Origin of the sequence: Rhizobium sp. Root708 (genome assembly GCF_001429725.1) — a bacterium.
Lineage (GTDB): Bacteria > Pseudomonadota > Alphaproteobacteria > Rhizobiales > Rhizobiaceae > Rhizobium.
Window position 1 is genome coordinate 61,458 of sequence record NZ_LMHV01000040.1, and the last position, 15,284, is coordinate 76,741.

Here is a 15,284-nt window from a genome sequence, read left to right on the forward strand (position 1 = left end):
CAATGCGACTGCTTTTTCTGGGTGACATGGTCGGTAAGACCGGACGCACCGCCGTCTGGAACCGCCTCCCCGGCCTGATTTCCGACCTGAAGCTCGATTTCGTCGTCGTCAACGGCGAGAATGCCGCCGGCGGCTTCGGCATTACCGAGGACATTTTCCTCGAGACGATCAACGCCGGCGCCGACGTCGTCACGACTGGCAACCACGTCTGGGACCAGAAGGAAGCCGTCGCCTTTGCCGGGCGTCACGACCAGTTCCTGCGGCCGGCCAATTACCCGCAGGGCACGCCGGGTCGCGGTTCCGGGCTTTTCTATGCGCGCAACGGCGCACGCGTGCTGGTCGCGAATATCATGGGTCGCGTCTTCATGCACCCCGAACTCGACGACCCCTTCAAATCGGCCGAAGCGATCCTCGATGCCTGCCCGCTCAAGGAGCAGGCGGACGCGATCATCTTCGACTTCCACGCCGAAGCCACCAGCGAGAAGCAGTGCTTCGGCCATTTCGTCGACGGTCGCGCCAGCTTCGTCGTCGGCACGCATACCCATGTGCCGACGGCCGATCATCAGATCCTCAACGGCGGCACCGCCTACCTGTCGGATGCCGGCATGTGCGGTGACTACGATTCCTCGCTCGGCATGGACAAGGAAGAGCCGCTGAACCGGTTCATCTCCAAGATGCCGAAAGGTCGTATGGAAGCAGCGACCGGCCCCGCCACCATCTGCGGCGTCGGCGTCGAGATTTCGGATGCAACTGGCCTCGCCGAGAAGATCGCTCCGCTCAGGCTCGGTCCGCGTCTCGCAGAGACGATCCCGGAGTTCTGGCGCTAGCATAGGCACGCGCTTGCCATGACGCAAAAGTGAGCAGTGGTCCCGGCATTTCAACTGGACCGCTGCGACGCCTTGCCGCATCCTCCGGGCGCACCCGAAAGCGCTGGAGGAAGTGGCATGAAGCCGCGTTTTCTTGTCTTCGCAATTGCCTGCCTGACGCTCCTCATCGCCGCGGAAGCGGCTGCCGCTCAGCAGGAGCGAAAGGCCGTCAGCCTGTGCCAGGCTGTTGCTCGGTCGATCCCTCACGCGACTTACGCGAGCTTTTCCCGCACCGCATCCGTCATCGGAGCGACCGCGACCGAAGAAACGGTCGCGCTGACCTACATCGGACACTCCACCTTTCTCATTGAGACACCCGGCGGGGTGACGATCGCTACGGATTACAGCGGATGGTACACGCCGCCGCGCCTGCCGATGGTCGTCACGATGAACCGCGCTCATTCCTCGCATTACACGGTGACGCCGGATCCCCATATCCAGCATGTCCTGCATGGATGGAGCGATGTTCCCGGAGATAAGGCGAAAATCGATATGGTCGTCGGCGACACTTATATTCGCAACGTCACGACCGATATCCGCGGCGGCTTCGGCGCGCCGCAGACCGATGGCAACTCGATCTTCATTTTCGAGGTCGCCGGCCTTTGTATCGGCCATCTTGGCCATTTGCACTATGAGCTGACGCCTTCCCATTACGCCGAAATCGGAAGGCTGGATGTCGTCATGGTGCCGGTTGACGGCGGCCTGACGATGGGCGCCGACAGCATGAGCCGCGTCATCAAGAGGCTCCGCGCATCGCTGATCCTGCCGATGCATCAACCGCGGCCGCTGCGAAGCTTCCTGTCGATGTTCGGTCCCGATTTCGACGTCAGCTACGCCGCGACGGATACCATCACCGTGTCCTTGCGGACATTGCCGAAGAAGCCGCTGATCTATGTTGCGAAAGGCATGCAGTGAAAGACCCGGCCATGCCGGGTCCCTCTGTTTTCAGGCAAATTGCAAATGCTGGCGGATACCGACATCAGGCATCTTGTCGTCGTCGAGATTGGCTTTGGCGATCTCCCAGCCGAACTTGAGCTTGCTGCCGGTCGAAACCCAGATCTCGGCATCGTCGACGTGCATCGCGAGCATCGTCAGCTTCGGATCCTTCTTGCCGTCTTCGTACCAGGCCGCGACGATCGAATTCCAGTATTCATCGATTTTCGCGGGATCGGGCCGGACCTCGATCTTGCCGGCAAGGCAAGCGTGATAATCATGGTCCTTGCCGACGACGCAGAAATGCGCCCGCGTGCCCGGCCTGACGGAACGAACGATATCCGCATCGGACTTCGTATAGAACCAGATGGTGTTGGTCTTCGGATCGGCATGCGGTGCCATCGGCTGCATGTGCATGTCCACCCCATCGACACCAAGCATTCCCGCGTGGATGTCGTTCACCTGCTCCCAAAGCTGACGTGCTGGTTGTTCGCGTGCCTCGTTAAAGCTAGCCATAGCACTTCCTTCCGTTTCGAGGGTCCGTGCTTTGAAACGTCAGCTTCCGGGCTTTGTTCCGCAATTCCGGATGGATGAGCAAGAGGCCAAATGAAGCCGTTTTCCCTTGAATACGGCCCGTTTCGCTCTTATAAGGCGGCCCATTCCTAACAGTATGACGTGAACAGGGGTGCCATGGCTGGCCATTCACAGTTTAAAAACATCATGCATCGCAAGGGCCGTCAGGATTCCGTGCGGTCGAAAATGTTCTCCAAGCTCGCGCGTGAAATCACGGTCGCGGCCAAGGCCGGTCTGCCCGACCCTTCGATGAACGCCCGCCTGCGTCTGGCGATCCAGAACGCCAAGGCTCAGTCCATGCCGAAGGACAACATCGATCGCGCCATCAAGAAGGCAGCCGGTGCCGACGGCGAGAACTACGATGAAGTGCGCTACGAGGGCTACGGCCCGGGCGGCACGGCAATCATCGTCGAGGCCCTGACCGACAACCGCAACCGCACCGCATCGAACGTCCGCTCGATCTTCACGAAGGCCGGCGGTGCGCTCGGTGAAACCGGCTCCGTTTCCTTCTCCTTCGACCACGTCGGCGAAATCACCTACAAGCTCGCAGCGGGCGACGCTGACAAGGTGATGGAAGCCGCCATCGAAGCCGGGGCCGACGACGTCGAAACCGACGAGGAAGGCCACTACATCACCACCGGCTTCGAGGCCCTCGGTGAAGTAGCCAAGGCTCTCGAAGCCTCGCTCGGTGAAGCTGAAACCGTCAAGGCCGTCTGGCGCGCGCAGAACAACGTCCCGGTCGACGAAGAACGGGCACAGTCGCTGCTGAAGCTGATCGACAGCCTCGAAGACGACGATGACGTCCAGAACGTCTACTCGAACTTCGAAGTCGACGAAGAAGTCCTGGCCAAGCTTTCGGCCTGATCCCTTCTGATTTCGTTTCTGAGCCGGCCGCAGCAATGCGGCCGGCTTTTTTGTTATCCACAGCCGACATGAAGCATAACTTCACATAGCACTGCCGCCCGATAACACGTCCGTGATCGGGACCGTCGCGTTAACATCCCGGTAACCCTGCCCGCCTTGAATGCCGCGCATTCGCTCCAGCCGGTCTGTCTCAAGACCAGCGTCTCTCACACTCTCGGCGGGGAAATGCCATGACAAGAACAGCCCTCCTCTCATTCTGCCTGACGCTTGCCAGTGCCGTTACGGCACATGCGCAACCGACAATGATCAAACAATTCGATGATTGGGGTGTCTATTCCTACAACCGCGAAGGCAGGACGGTCTGCTATCTGCTGACGGTCCCGAAGACGGCCCAGCCGCCCGGCGTCGATCACGGACGCAACTTCTTCGTCATCGGCAAGGCTCCCGGCAAGCTGACGGCCTACGAACCGCAGGCGATCGTGGGATACGACCTGAAGCCGGGGTCGCGAGGCCGGATAGAGATCGGCGATCGAGCCTTTGCGATGTTCACCAAGGGCAAGTCGGCCTGGGTGCTCGAGGAGACAAAGGAATCCGACGTCATCGAAGCCATGCGCTCCGGCAGCGACATGACGGTCGGCGTCGTCTCCAAGCGCGGGACACATACGAGCTACACCTATTCGCTGAGCGGCGTGTCGGCGGCGCTGAAGCAGATGTCGAAATGCAAGTGAGCATGCACGGCATGCCCTTCCGCGGCATCCGGCGCCGCCTCCGCGCGACCATTGGCCTGCTCGTTGCCGCCACCCTCTGCCTCGCGTTCGCGCATCGTCCGCTGACTGCCGCGCCCATGCCGCAGCCGCTCGACGTGGAAGGCGCCAAGGGTCGCGAAACCGGGCTTCCCGTCCCCCGCTTCGTTTCGGTCAGATCGAGAGAGGCGCGGCTGCGGATCGGGCCGTCGCTCGACTACGGCACCCAGTGGGTCTACACCGTCCCCGGCCTGCCGATGGAAATCCTGGCGGAGTACGGCAACTGGCGGCAGGTCCGGGACTGCGACGGCGTTTCCGGCTGGATGCACAGGGCGCTTCTATCCAGCAAGCGCACGGCAGTCGTCGGGCCATGGCATGCGTCGACGGTTTCTCTCCGCGAAACGCCGAAATCCGATGCCAGGGTCGTCGCGAAACTGGAGGCCCGCGTGAGGCTCTCCGTCCACGGCTGTGACGGGACCTGGTGCAACGTCGAAGTCACAGGGCATGACATCAACGGCTTCATCAGGCAATCGGCCCTCTGGGGCGTCTATCCGAACGAGAATATCCGCTAGGCGCCGACAGGCATCGCGCCGTGATCGCGAGACCACGACATGACGTCGACGGGATCGGCGCTACGCCGCCGCGCGCAGAAAATTGCCGAGACCTGCGAACAGTTCGACGGACTTCAGCCGGGCCTCGATATCGTGGATCGGCATGGAGATGATCACCTCGTCCGCCTGCGTGTCGCGGATGAATTCCGACAGCTTCGCCTCCGCGGTTTTCTGTGAGCCGACGACGGCATAGCGAAGCGTATGCTCGACGGTCATCTTCTCCATCGGCGACCAGAAGCTTTCCATGTCCTCGACCGGCCGCGGGAACTGTCCGCGCACATTGCGCCGGAGGTTGACGAACTGCTGCTGCGCCGAGGTGAAATGATACTGCGCCTCCTCGTCTGTATCGGCGACGGATCCCATGACCCCGACCATCGCATAAGGCTTGTCCAGCACCGCTGAAGGCTTGAAACGGTCACGGTAGATATCGAGGGCGTCGAGTAGCGAATCCGGCGCGAAATGCGATGCGAAAGCATAAGGCAACCCCAGCATCGCGGCGAGTTGAGCGCTGTAAAGGCTGGAGCCGAGAAGCCAGATCGGGACGTTCGTGTTCATGCCCGGCACGGCAAGAATAGCCTGGTTTTCGATCGGCGCGCCGAGCAGCTGCTGCAGTTCCACGACGTCATTCGGGAAGCTCTGCGCGCCGGCATCAAGATTGCGACGGAGCGCCTGCGCCGTCCGCATGTCCGTGCCCGGAGCCCTGCCGAGGCCGAGGTCGACACGTCCCGGAAACAATGCTTCGAGGGTGCCGAACTGCTCCGCGATGACAAGCGGCGAGTGGTTCGGCAGCATGATGCCGCCCGAGCCGATGCGAATGCGCTTGGTCGCGGCCCCGACATGCCCGATGACGACAGCCGTCGCGGCGCTGGCGATCCCCGGCATTCCGTGATGCTCGGCCAGCCAGAAGCGCTTGTATCCGAACTCCTCCGCTTTCTGGGCCATGCGCGCCGAGCTCTCGAGAGACTGGCGAACCGTACCACCTTCCGGAACGGGAGAGAGATCGAGGATCGAAAACGGAACCATGGCAAAAGCCCACCTGTAGTTTGAAAGACAGGTCTATGTAGGTGGCAGCCGTCGCCTTTCCAAACCCGAGACATGAAAAAGGGCCGTTGCCGGCCCTTGCTCATGAGTGTTTTCGAAGGGCCTAGCCGTGCCGGCGCAGCACATGCACTTCGGCGCTGTGCTGGTGGGTACCGCTCGCCAGCGTGAAATTGGCAAGCTGCCGATCCATTTCGACCGCTTCCGTTGCCAGGCGATGGATGGCGGCCGTCGTTTCCTCGACCATGGCGGCGTTCTGCTGCGTCATGCTGTCGAGTTCGGCCACCGCCGCGTTGATCTGGCGAAGCGTATCCGCCTCCTCGCGCGTCGAATCCATGATCTCGCTGATCTGGCCGTTGATGGACTCGACATGGCTGCCGATGCCAGTCAAAGCCTCGCCGGCTCGCTCCACCAGCGAGACGCCGGCCTCGACTTCCCGCGTCGATTTCTGCAGCAAGCTGGAGATCTCTTTCGCGGCGCTCGACGAGCGTTGCGCAAGCTCTCTGACTTCCATTGCGACGACGGCGAAGCCCTTGCCGGCATCGCCTGCGCGCGCCGCTTCCACGCCGGCATTGAGGGCCAGCAGGTTGGTCTGGAAAGCGATCGAGTCGATGACCGAAATGATCGAGTTGATCTGGCGCGACGACCCCTGGATGGCCTCCATCGCGGCGATCGTGTCACGCATGATCTGGCTGGAGCCGCTCGTTTCGCGTTTGGCGTCGCGCGCGATGCGCTCCGCCTGTTCGGCGCGTTCGATCTGGACGCGAACGGACTGGGTGATCGCGTCGATGGCATTGGCTGTCTCGGTGATCGACGCCGCCTGCCGCTCGGTGCGCCCGGCGAGTTCGTCGGCGCTGGTGCGCATCTCCTCGGAGCCGGAGCGAACTGCCATGGAGTTGCCGCCGATTGCCGTCATGGTCTGGCTGAGGGCCGCGAGCGCCTGGTTGAAGTTGACCCGCAGGCCTTCGAGCTCGCTCGGGAAGCGGCGGTCGATCTGATAGGCGAGATCGCCGTTGGCGAGATGGTGAAGGCCTTCGTCGATTGCCTCGACCACATCCTGCAGCGTCTTTGCCTCGGCTTCGCGCTCGGCCATATGCTGCTGCCGGTCGCGCTCTGCACGTGTGCGCGTTTCCGTGCTCGCGGCCTCCAGTTCGCGGCTTTCGACCAGCGATTGCCTGAAGCGCGCCAGCGCCTTTGCCATCGTGCCGATCTCATCGCCGCGGTTCTGGCTTTCGATCTCGACATCGAGCTTGCCATCGGCAACCGCGCTGGTGATGCCCGCCAGTCGTACCAGCGGGGAGAACAGCATCTTGGTAATGATGCCGGTCGCCACCGCCATCACCAGGAGAACCCCGACGGCGATCATGCTGAGCAAGGTCGCGATCTCGATCGAGCCCGCATTGATCTCGCTAAGCCTCATGCTTTCGACCACGAGGAACCGGGAATCGTGGTAGTCGACCGAACGCACATAGGCACGCGCGGCACCGTCGGCCCGATCGAAATCGTCGACGGTCATGGCGGAACTGGCCAGCGCATCCCTGACGAAGCTGAATGGCGTGGTGTCGAGAACGGCAAGCTTGCCGTCGGCGTTGACGGTCACGGCGCTGCCGTCTTGCGAGACGATCGCTGCCTGCGCCGAGCTACCCGCGACAATCCCCTTTGTCAGGATGCTGGTGAAGACGTCCTCATGCACCTTGAAAAGCATGACGCCCTTCGCCGCGCCGAGCTTGATGATCGGCACTGCGAAGAAGATCTCCGAGGCGCCGCGGGCGGCATCGATATGAAGACCCGAAAAGCCTGCCGGCGCAAAGTCATCCGTAGCCTTCGCCGTGTTCGCCATCGCCTTGGCAAAGGCAATTCCGGCGCCGCTCGGCTTCCAGCGTTCGGAGGTCAGGTTCTCTGCGAAGTCGTCGTTCTTCTTGTAGGAATAGAGAACATTGCCCTCGAGGTCGGCAATCAGCAGATCGCCGAACGGAGTGTTCTCCAGGTCTCTGGCGACTTCACCCTGCGTCTTCTCGTGGTTGGAATAATAGAACCCGCTCGGACCATCCGGTTTCAGCAGCTTCTCGCGCTGATCGGCAGGGTTCGGATTGTTGGTGATGAACACCTTCTTGAGTTCGACGCGCGGATCGCCCGAGCTCTTCTCGATCGTCTTCCAGCCGCTCTTGAGGCTGGTGATCGACATCTGCAGCGCTTCGATGCGCGCGATAGAATTGGCCTGGTTCTCAAGCTGCCCCAGCTGCTCGCGCAGCATGTCGCCGCGAAAGATGAGAACGCTTTCCTTTGCCTTCAGGGCCTGCTCGCCGGAAATCCGGCTGCTGGCGAAGTAGGCGAGACCATTGATGACGGCGATCGACAGAGCCGTCAGCAGAATGAATGTGGCAATAACCTTGAAGGACAGGGATTGAAATCTCTGAGCCATGAACAACGAACCCTTCTGGAACGGCGCATGCCTGTCGGGCGCAATGTCCTCGCAGGCAGACCTGTAAGCCGAACTTGGGAGCCTTATCTTCCGGAAAAGCCGGCTCCTCTGACATTTTATCGGTCAAAACTTACGCACGGAGCTTAAATTGACGTAAACGGCAAGTTTGAAAAACAATGGATGTTTTTGTTTTGTTCACATATTGATGGCAGTTATTTTGCCGTTGCAATAAGGTGACGCATGCAAAATACGATTCGCATCATTGGCATCGACCCCGGACTACGGCGCACTGGCTGGGGGATCATAGAAACGCTCGGCAATTCCCTGCGTTTTGTCGCCTCGGGAACGGTGACTTCGGATGGCGATATGGATCTCGCCTCACGCCTTTGCCAGCTGCATGACGGGCTCGCCGAGGTCGTCCATGTGCACCAGCCGCATGAAGCCGCCGTCGAACAAACCTTCGTCAACAAGGACGCGGTCGCAACGCTGAAGCTCGGTCAGGCGCGCGGCATTGCGATGCTGGTCCCAGCCCGCGCCGGTCTGCAGGTCTCCGAATATGCGCCGAACGCCGTCAAGAAGGCCGTCATCGGTGTTGGCCATGGCGAGAAACAGCAGATCCACATGATGCTGAAGATCCTGATGCCCAAGGCTGAATTCAAGGGCAACGATGCCGCCGACGCCCTCGCGATCGCCATCTGCCATGCCCACAACCGCGGCAGCAACCGCATGCGGCAGGCCGCGTTGGCTGGATGATCCGTGCTACCCCTCGTCTCATCCCACGCTTTTAGATCACACTGACGGAGCCCGTTCATGATCGGCAAGCTCAAAGGCACCATTGAAGAACTCGGCGACGACTATGTGCTCATCGATGTCCACGGCGTCTGCTATGTCGCCCACTGCTCCAGCCGAACGTTGTCGCGGCTCGGTTCGGTCGGCGAGGCCTGCGTCCTTTTCATCGAAACCTATGTGCGCGAAGACCAACTGAAGCTCTTCGGCTTCATGAGCGCGCTCGAACGCGAATGGTTCAATCTGTTGCAGAGCGTCCAGGGTGTCGGCGCCAAGGTCGCGCTTGCCATTCTTTCGACGCTCAATCCGAGCGAGCTTGCGAACGCCATCGCCCTGCAGGACCGCACCGCCGTATCACGCGCGCAAGGGGTTGGTCCCAAGGTCGCCGTCCGTATCGTGACGGAACTGAAGAACAAGGCGCCAGCCTTTGCGGGAGAGGCGACTGGTAACATTGCTCTGAAGCAGGAACTCGGCGAAGGCGTCGCCGCAGCCCCGGTCGCCGACGCTGTTTCGGCGCTGACGAACCTCGGCTACTCGCGCGACCAGGCGGCAAACGCCGTCGCGGCCGCCATGAAGACCGCCGGCGAAGGCGCAGACAGCGCCAAGCTCATTCGCCTCGGGCTGAAGGAACTGGCGCGTTGACGTGGTCGCCTCGCAATGGTGCCAAGTCGGACCGCTTGGTGTATTGGTCGGTAATGCAGAATGATCGGAACGTGCCAGCATGAGTGACCCCGCGCGCTTGATATCCTCGGAAAAGCGAGGGGAAGACTTTGACGCGACCCTGCGTCCTCAATCGCTGGACGAGTTTACCGGCCAGGCCGAAGCACGCGCCAATCTCAAGATTTTCATCGAGGCCGCAAAGAACCGTGGCGAGGCGCTCGATCACGTCCTTTTCGTCGGCCCGCCCGGCCTCGGCAAGACGACGCTAGCGCAGATCATGGCCAAGGAGCTTGGGGTCAATTTCCGTTCGACATCGGGACCCGTCATCGCCAAGGCAGGCGATCTCGCCGCGCTGCTGACAAACCTCGAGGAGCGCGACGTCCTCTTCATCGACGAAATCCATCGCCTCAATCCGGCGGTCGAGGAGATCCTCTACCCCGCCATGGAAGATTTCCAGCTCGACCTGATCATCGGGGAAGGTCCGGCGGCACGCTCCGTGAAGATCGATCTCTCGAAGTTCACGCTGGTTGCGGCCACCACGCGACTTGGCCTGCTCACGACCCCTCTGCGCGATCGCTTCGGTATTCCCGTGCGCCTCAGCTTCTACACGGTTCCGGAACTGGAGCTGATCGTGCGCCGCGGCGCCCGACTGATGAACCTGCCGATGACCGAGGAAGGCGCCCGCGAGATCGCGCGGCGCGCACGCGGCACGCCGCGTATCGCCGGTCGCCTGTTGCGCCGGGTCCGCGATTTTGCCGAGGTTGCAAAGGCGGAAGCCGTCACGCGCGAGATTGCCGACGAGGCGCTAACCCGCCTCCTGGTCGACAACATGGGGCTGGACCAGCTCGACAACCGCTATCTGAACATGATTGCCGTTAATTTCGGTGGTGGCCCTGTCGGCATCGAAACGATCGCCGCCGGCCTTTCCGAACCACGCGACGCGATCGAGGACATCATCGAGCCCTACATGATCCAGCAGGGCTTCATCCAGCGCACGCCGCGCGGCCGTATCCTGACGGCGACGGCGTGGAAGCACCTCGGCATGCAACCGCCGAAGGACCTTGAAGCTGCGCAGTTTCGACTATTTCAGGAAGAGGATTGAGCCGGAAGCATCTGGCTTCCCGAAGGAGGGGAAATCCGTTGCCGAGTTTCGACCCCTGCCGCAGCTTCCGCAAGCTTGCCTATAACAACGCGCTCGCAAACCACAGGCTCCACGCCGCCTGCCAACGGCTACAGCCAGGCGAGTTCGAAGCCTCCCGCATGAGCTTCTTTCCCTCGATCAAATCGACGTTGAACCACATGCTCACCGTCGACTGGTTTTACGTCGATGGCCTCGAAGGCGGGACACTGGGACCTGCCGCCTGGAAGGTAGAGGAACCCTTCGGAGATATCGAAAGACTTTCGCAGGCGCAGAAAATGGTCGATCATCGGCTCGTCACGCTCTGTGAGCGCTTGACGCCGATCGATCTCGCCTCGACGGTCGAGCTGCATCGCAGCGAGCGGATTCAGCGTGAATTGATGGAAGACGTGCTCTCCCATCTGTTTCAGCACCAGACGCACCACCGCGGTCAGGCTCACGCCATGCTGTCAGGCACCAGCGTCGAACCGCCTCAACTCGACGAATTCATCGTTGCTGACGACGCCCGCTTCCGGGGCGGCGAAGTCGCCGCCCTCGGCTGGACCGAAGACATCTTGATGCGTTAGTCCTGCAGGCGAGATTTCAGTCCGTCGACGATCGTCTTGCTGAGTAGCTCGTAGTTCTCATCAAAATGATGATCCCCCGCCAAGGCGATGACATCGGCGCCGCTGCTCTTCAAATCAGGGCAGGCAACCTCATCATCGTCTTCCTTGCCGTAAATGCACTGGACGATCTTGGGGTCGACATTCTTCAGGTCTTCCACCGGGTCGCCACCCGCGCCTTCCGTCTTCTGGCCGAGCCAGCCCATCACGGAGATCTGGTAGTCGACCGCGTGAGACAGGGACAACAGCGACATCTGCGCGATCGCGCCCTTGGCCGCCGGCTTCAGCCGCGTATAGGCCGCAGGCACGACGTCGGCGCCGAACGAATAGCCGACCAGCAGCACGTGCTTCACCTTCCACTGTTTGCGGTAAAGCTCGATGATCTTGCCGAGGTCGTCAGCCGTTTCCTGCGGCTTACGCTCCGACCAGAAATAGTGAAGGGAATCGACACCGACGACTGGAATGCCCTGCTTCTGCAGAGCGGCACCGACTTCCTTGTCGATATCGCGCCAGCCGCCATCGCCGGAATAGATCACCGCCATCGTGTCGAAGACAGGCTTCGCGTCCAGTATGGTCAGCGGCAGCCCGAGCGGGTTGCCGGCACTGCCCGAAGCGGCGATCAGATCGTCCAGCGTGTCGCTGAGCGTGGTCTGCGCATCATCTTCGGAATCCCGGATGTCGATATCCGGATGCGCCTTCTTCAGCTCTTCGACATGCGCGCGCCCATCCTTGCTGGCCGCCGAGGTAAAGGCCGCGATGATGGGATCCGGCAATGAGATATCGCTGAGGCCGTAGATCATCCGATCGCCGACCGTCTGCTTCTTCGCCGGCGTGCAAAGCTCGTGCGTCAGGGGAATGCCGGCGACGGGATCGATGGCAAGCGTCTGGCCGATGGTGGCATCCGGGGTCTGCGCAGCGATTGCGAGAGTAAGCGCCCCGCCTTCGCCGATACCCGCGATGATCGGCAGGTGATAGGCGCTGTTGCCGGCGGCGCGCTGAACCTGCTGGCTGAGCGACTCGATGTCGGAGACCATGTAGATGCAGCCATCGTTCTCGCTGACATCGTAGTTTCTCAGAGCCTCCATGTAGGAGGGAAAATCGACGCCGATGACCACGGCCCCCTCGCCCACCAGACGGTCGGCCTCCGCCTTTTCCTTGTCGCCCCAGCCAGCGGCGTCGGAGATCAGCATCACCGCACCCTTCACATCGCCGCCGCCAGGCAGGAAGATGTGAGGGGATGGAATAATGCCGGTCTCAAAGTCTTGCGTGCTTTCGCTTGCAGCGCTTGCGCCAGGCGCCGTCATCAGCAATGCGCACGCGGCAGCCAGAAGATATCTTTTCATCATTTTCTTACGACCCCTTTCAATCCGCCGCCGATCAGGAGCGTAGCGTCCATCAATGCGATCATCGGATTGCCTCCACCGGAAACCGCGAGGTAGCGCGGATGCCATTGAGGGTGAAACTTGGATTTGAAGGCCCTGAGGCCTTTGAAGTTGTAGAAGCGCTCTCCGTGTTCGAACACCGTGCTGCCGATCCTGTCCCAGACCGGCGCCGTCTCGCGCTTGGACATGCCCGAAAGGGGCGCCATGCCCAGGTTGAAATGCGCGAAGCCTTCGTTGCGGAGGTACTCCATGATCTGGACGAAAAGAAAGTCCATCGACCCTTTCGGCGCATCCGGCGAAAACCGCATCAGGTCGATCGTTCCCTCATCCTTGGCGTCGGTTACCAGGATATTGGCGAAAGCGACGATCTGGCCCTGGAGCTTGAGAATGCCGACCGGCTGCGACGCGATATAGTCAGTCTCGAAGGCACCGAGCGAAAAGCCCTTCTCCTTGGCATTGTGATCCTGCAGCCAGGCGTTGGAAACGGCAGCCAGATCATCCATGACCGAACCGATGTTCTCCGGCGCAATGACCTCGAACTCCAGCCCGTCGCGCTGAGCGCGGCTGGCCGTCTGGCGCAGGTTGGCCCATTTTCCGCCCTTCATCTCGAAGGTGCGGAGGTCGGAGACCGCGAGCTCACCGAGCTTGAATGCGCGCAGCCCCGCGTCGGCGCAATGAGAAAGCAGCGCCGGCGAGATCTGGTAGAAGACGGCACGGCAGCCGGCGGCTCGCGCCGACTCGACGAAACGCCACACGAGTTCGGGCAAGGCACTGCGTTCGCCAATCGGGTCGAACAGCGCGATCCATGACCGACCCTGACGGCCGTACATGATGAACGCATCACCCTTTTCCGAGAACATGATGCTCTTGTCGCCCATGCGCACCAGATTGGCGTCGGCATAACGCTGTTTGCCGACGATCCCGACCGCCCGCAACAACGCATCGTCCGAAGCCGGCTCGGGCTTCGTCGTTGCCGGGCGAAGCAGGCTGAAAATCGCGATGGCCGACGAGATGATCGTTATGCCGAGCACGGCGCGCAGCCCGCGCGGCGCTTCGCCGGCAAACTCGAACTGCCACCACAGCTCGCTGCTGTATTCCACGTCGCGATAGACGAAGAGCAGGATGACGATCGCGCCGACGCAGACGACGGCGATCGCCATCAGCCACGACGCCGTCAGCGTCTGGTTCAGCAACGAGGCATGGCGGCGGAACAGGCGGCGGCTGACAAAGAGACCGAAGATCAGGAAGCCGAGGAAACAGGCTTCCACGAGCGCAATGGCTTTCAGCAGCGACAGCGCAAGCGCTGCGGCGGCGGACAAAATGCAGACCCACCACGCTCCATCCAGGCGCTGTCCGAGGCCACGCGCCGCGACGACGAGCGCCAGCCCGAGCAGACTCGAGAGAAAGTGCGCGCCCTCGACGATCGGCAGCGGCACATAATCCGACAGGAAGGCGAGATTGGAATCCGGCGTCGGCGTGACGCTCGAAAAGATCAGCATGACGCCGAGGAGCAGCGTGAAGGTCGACAGAAGCTGCGGCATCAGCCGTATGCCGATGCGCCGAACGCCCGATGCCACCGGATGATCGGCGAAACGGCGAAGTTCGGTCGCGGAAACGGCGAGAACCGCCAGCAGCAGCGGAACGACGTGATAGATCAGGCGATAGAGAACAAGCGAGCCGAGAACCGCGTCGATATTCACCGCACTGCCGAGCGAGGCAATGATGACGGTCTCGAAAACGCCGAGACCGGCAGGCACGTGGCTCAGCACGCCAAGACCGACAGCGATTGCGTAGACGGCGAGGAACACCGGCCAGCTGATCGCCGTTTGCGGAAGCAGCACGTAGAGAACGGTTGCCGACGCGGCAATGTCGAAGGCCGCGACGAGAAACTGGCGCGACCATGTCGCCGAGTCCGGCAGACGGATCGACAGCCGCCCGATCCTCAGCGCGCGTCCGCCGCTTCCAAGAACCATCATCCCGGCCAGTACCGCGACGACGGCGCCGCCGATCAGGCGAAGCAGCAGGCTGCTGACATTGATAAGCGGTGCGATCTCGTCCGCGATGGCAAGAAGCGCGATAGCACCGACACCCGCGAGGCCAAGGCCGAAGGCGATCGTCACGAAGGCGATGACACGGCCGATCTCTTCTGGCGACAGGCCAAGCCGCGAATAGGCGCGATAGCGAATGGCGCCGCCGCTCAAAGCGCCGAAACCCGCCGTGTTGCCGACGGCATAGGCGCTGAACGCGGTCAGGGCCACCTGCGGGAAAGGAAGCTTCTTGCCGATATAATCGATCGCGTTCGCATCGTAGAACACGAGGGCGAGAAAGCTGAGCGCCGTGAAGAACAGCGCCAACAGGATTGAACTCAGCTTGGTGTCCGCCAGCGCCTGAACGACGTCGTCATAGCGCACCTCGTTCGTCAACTGCATGATGGCGAAGCCCACCATGCAGAACACGGCGAGGGTCGCAATCGCAGTCAGATGCGTGCGGTATTGTCTGAAGAACCCGCGCAGCGCGGACTCTTCCGTCTCTTGAATATCTTCCACCTGGTTATGCCCCGGTCTCGTAGCGTCGCAATCTTCCATCTTAGCGGGAATCATGTTTCGAACACGTAACATAACCGGCCGGCGGTCCTAGACCACCTGCCGCGCTACCCCAGCGCCGCT

General features: G+C 61.7%; 14 protein-coding genes. 9 read left to right on the plus strand and 5 right to left on the minus strand.

Annotation, left to right across the window (positions count from 1 at the left end):
• The first annotated feature begins 2 nt into the window (after positions 1-2).
• The gene (locus tag ASE04_RS19520; RefSeq protein ID WP_056820685.1) at positions 3-827 is read left to right on the plus strand and encodes a TIGR00282 family metallophosphoesterase; all 825 of its coding nucleotides are present in this window, start codon (positions 3-5) and stop codon (positions 825-827) included.
• A 117-nt stretch (positions 828-944) separates the two neighbouring features.
• Positions 945-1,781, plus strand: a complete 837-nt coding sequence (locus tag ASE04_RS19525; protein WP_056820687.1) for an MBL fold metallo-hydrolase — start codon at positions 945-947, stop codon at positions 1,779-1,781.
• Positions 1,782-1,811: 30 nt separating this feature from the next.
• Here the strand turns inward: ASE04_RS19525 and ASE04_RS19530 are convergent, their stop codons facing one another.
• Positions 1,812-2,315, minus strand: coding sequence for a pyridoxamine 5'-phosphate oxidase family protein (locus ASE04_RS19530; RefSeq protein ID WP_056820689.1), 504 nt, complete (start codon positions 2,313-2,315; stop codon positions 1,812-1,814).
• Positions 2,316-2,489: 174 nt separating this feature from the next.
• Here ASE04_RS19530 and ASE04_RS19535 point away from each other — a divergent pair, with 174 nt between their 5' ends.
• The 3 genes from ASE04_RS19535 to ASE04_RS19545 all read left to right on the plus strand — a co-directional run bounded on the left by ASE04_RS19535 (position 2,490) and on the right by ASE04_RS19545 (position 4,551).
• Positions 2,490-3,236: a YebC/PmpR family DNA-binding transcriptional regulator gene (locus ASE04_RS19535; protein WP_056820691.1), complete on the plus strand. Its 747-nt coding sequence runs from the start codon at positions 2,490-2,492 to the stop codon at positions 3,234-3,236.
• 230 nt (positions 3,237-3,466) lie between these two features.
• Positions 3,467-3,964 (plus strand): invasion associated locus B family protein, encoded by a 498-nt coding sequence (locus ASE04_RS19540; protein ID WP_056820693.1) that lies wholly within the window; start codon positions 3,467-3,469, stop codon positions 3,962-3,964.
• Positions 3,955-4,551, plus strand: a complete 597-nt coding sequence (locus ASE04_RS19545) for an SH3 domain-containing protein (protein ID WP_056820695.1) — start codon at positions 3,955-3,957, stop codon at positions 4,549-4,551. The genes ASE04_RS19540 and ASE04_RS19545 overlap by 10 nt, the downstream gene beginning before the upstream one ends.
• A gap of 60 nt (positions 4,552-4,611) precedes the next feature.
• Here the strand turns inward: ASE04_RS19545 and ASE04_RS19550 are convergent, their stop codons facing one another.
• Both ASE04_RS19550 and ASE04_RS19555 read right to left on the minus strand, forming a co-directional pair.
• Positions 4,612-5,613 (minus strand): LLM class flavin-dependent oxidoreductase, encoded by a 1,002-nt coding sequence (locus ASE04_RS19550; protein WP_056820697.1) that lies wholly within the window; start codon positions 5,611-5,613, stop codon positions 4,612-4,614.
• A gap of 121 nt (positions 5,614-5,734) precedes the next feature.
• Positions 5,735-8,050, minus strand: coding sequence for a methyl-accepting chemotaxis protein (locus ASE04_RS19555; protein WP_056820699.1), 2,316 nt, complete (start codon positions 8,048-8,050; stop codon positions 5,735-5,737).
• Positions 8,051-8,290: 240 nt separating this feature from the next.
• On the opposite strand from ASE04_RS19555, the gene ruvC reads away from it, so the two are divergent.
• The 4 genes from ruvC to ASE04_RS19575 all read left to right on the plus strand — a co-directional run bounded on the left by ruvC (position 8,291) and on the right by ASE04_RS19575 (position 11,200).
• Positions 8,291-8,803, plus strand: a complete 513-nt coding sequence (gene ruvC / locus ASE04_RS19560) for a crossover junction endodeoxyribonuclease RuvC (RefSeq protein ID WP_056820701.1) — start codon at positions 8,291-8,293, stop codon at positions 8,801-8,803.
• 57 nt (positions 8,804-8,860) lie between these two features.
• Positions 8,861-9,478, plus strand: a complete 618-nt coding sequence (gene ruvA, locus ASE04_RS19565; protein WP_056820707.1) for a Holliday junction branch migration protein RuvA — start codon at positions 8,861-8,863, stop codon at positions 9,476-9,478.
• A gap of 79 nt (positions 9,479-9,557) precedes the next feature.
• Positions 9,558-10,598 carry a Holliday junction branch migration DNA helicase RuvB gene (gene ruvB / locus ASE04_RS19570; protein ID WP_056820710.1) on the plus strand — a complete coding sequence of 347 codons (1,041 nt, stop codon included), beginning with the start codon at positions 9,558-9,560 and terminating at the stop codon, positions 10,596-10,598.
• Positions 10,599-10,636: 38 nt separating this feature from the next.
• Positions 10,637-11,200, plus strand: coding sequence for a DinB family protein (locus tag ASE04_RS19575; protein WP_056820712.1), 564 nt, complete (start codon positions 10,637-10,639; stop codon positions 11,198-11,200).
• On the opposite strand, the gene ASE04_RS19580 is transcribed toward ASE04_RS19575, so the two are convergent.
• Together ASE04_RS19580 and mprF are read right to left on the minus strand one after the other, a co-directional pair.
• Positions 11,197-12,582 carry an AcvB/VirJ family lysyl-phosphatidylglycerol hydrolase gene (locus ASE04_RS19580; protein ID WP_056820718.1) on the minus strand — a complete coding sequence of 462 codons (1,386 nt, stop codon included), beginning with the start codon at positions 12,580-12,582 and terminating at the stop codon, positions 11,197-11,199. The two genes, ASE04_RS19575 and ASE04_RS19580, sit on opposite strands and share 4 nt — an antisense overlap.
• On the minus strand, positions 12,579-15,203 hold the full coding sequence (gene mprF / locus ASE04_RS19585; RefSeq protein ID WP_056820724.1) for a bifunctional lysylphosphatidylglycerol flippase/synthetase MprF: 2,625 nt from the start codon (positions 15,201-15,203) through the stop codon (positions 12,579-12,581). Before mprF ends, ASE04_RS19580 begins: the two co-directional genes overlap by 4 nt.
• Positions 15,204-15,284: the final 81 nt, after the last annotated feature.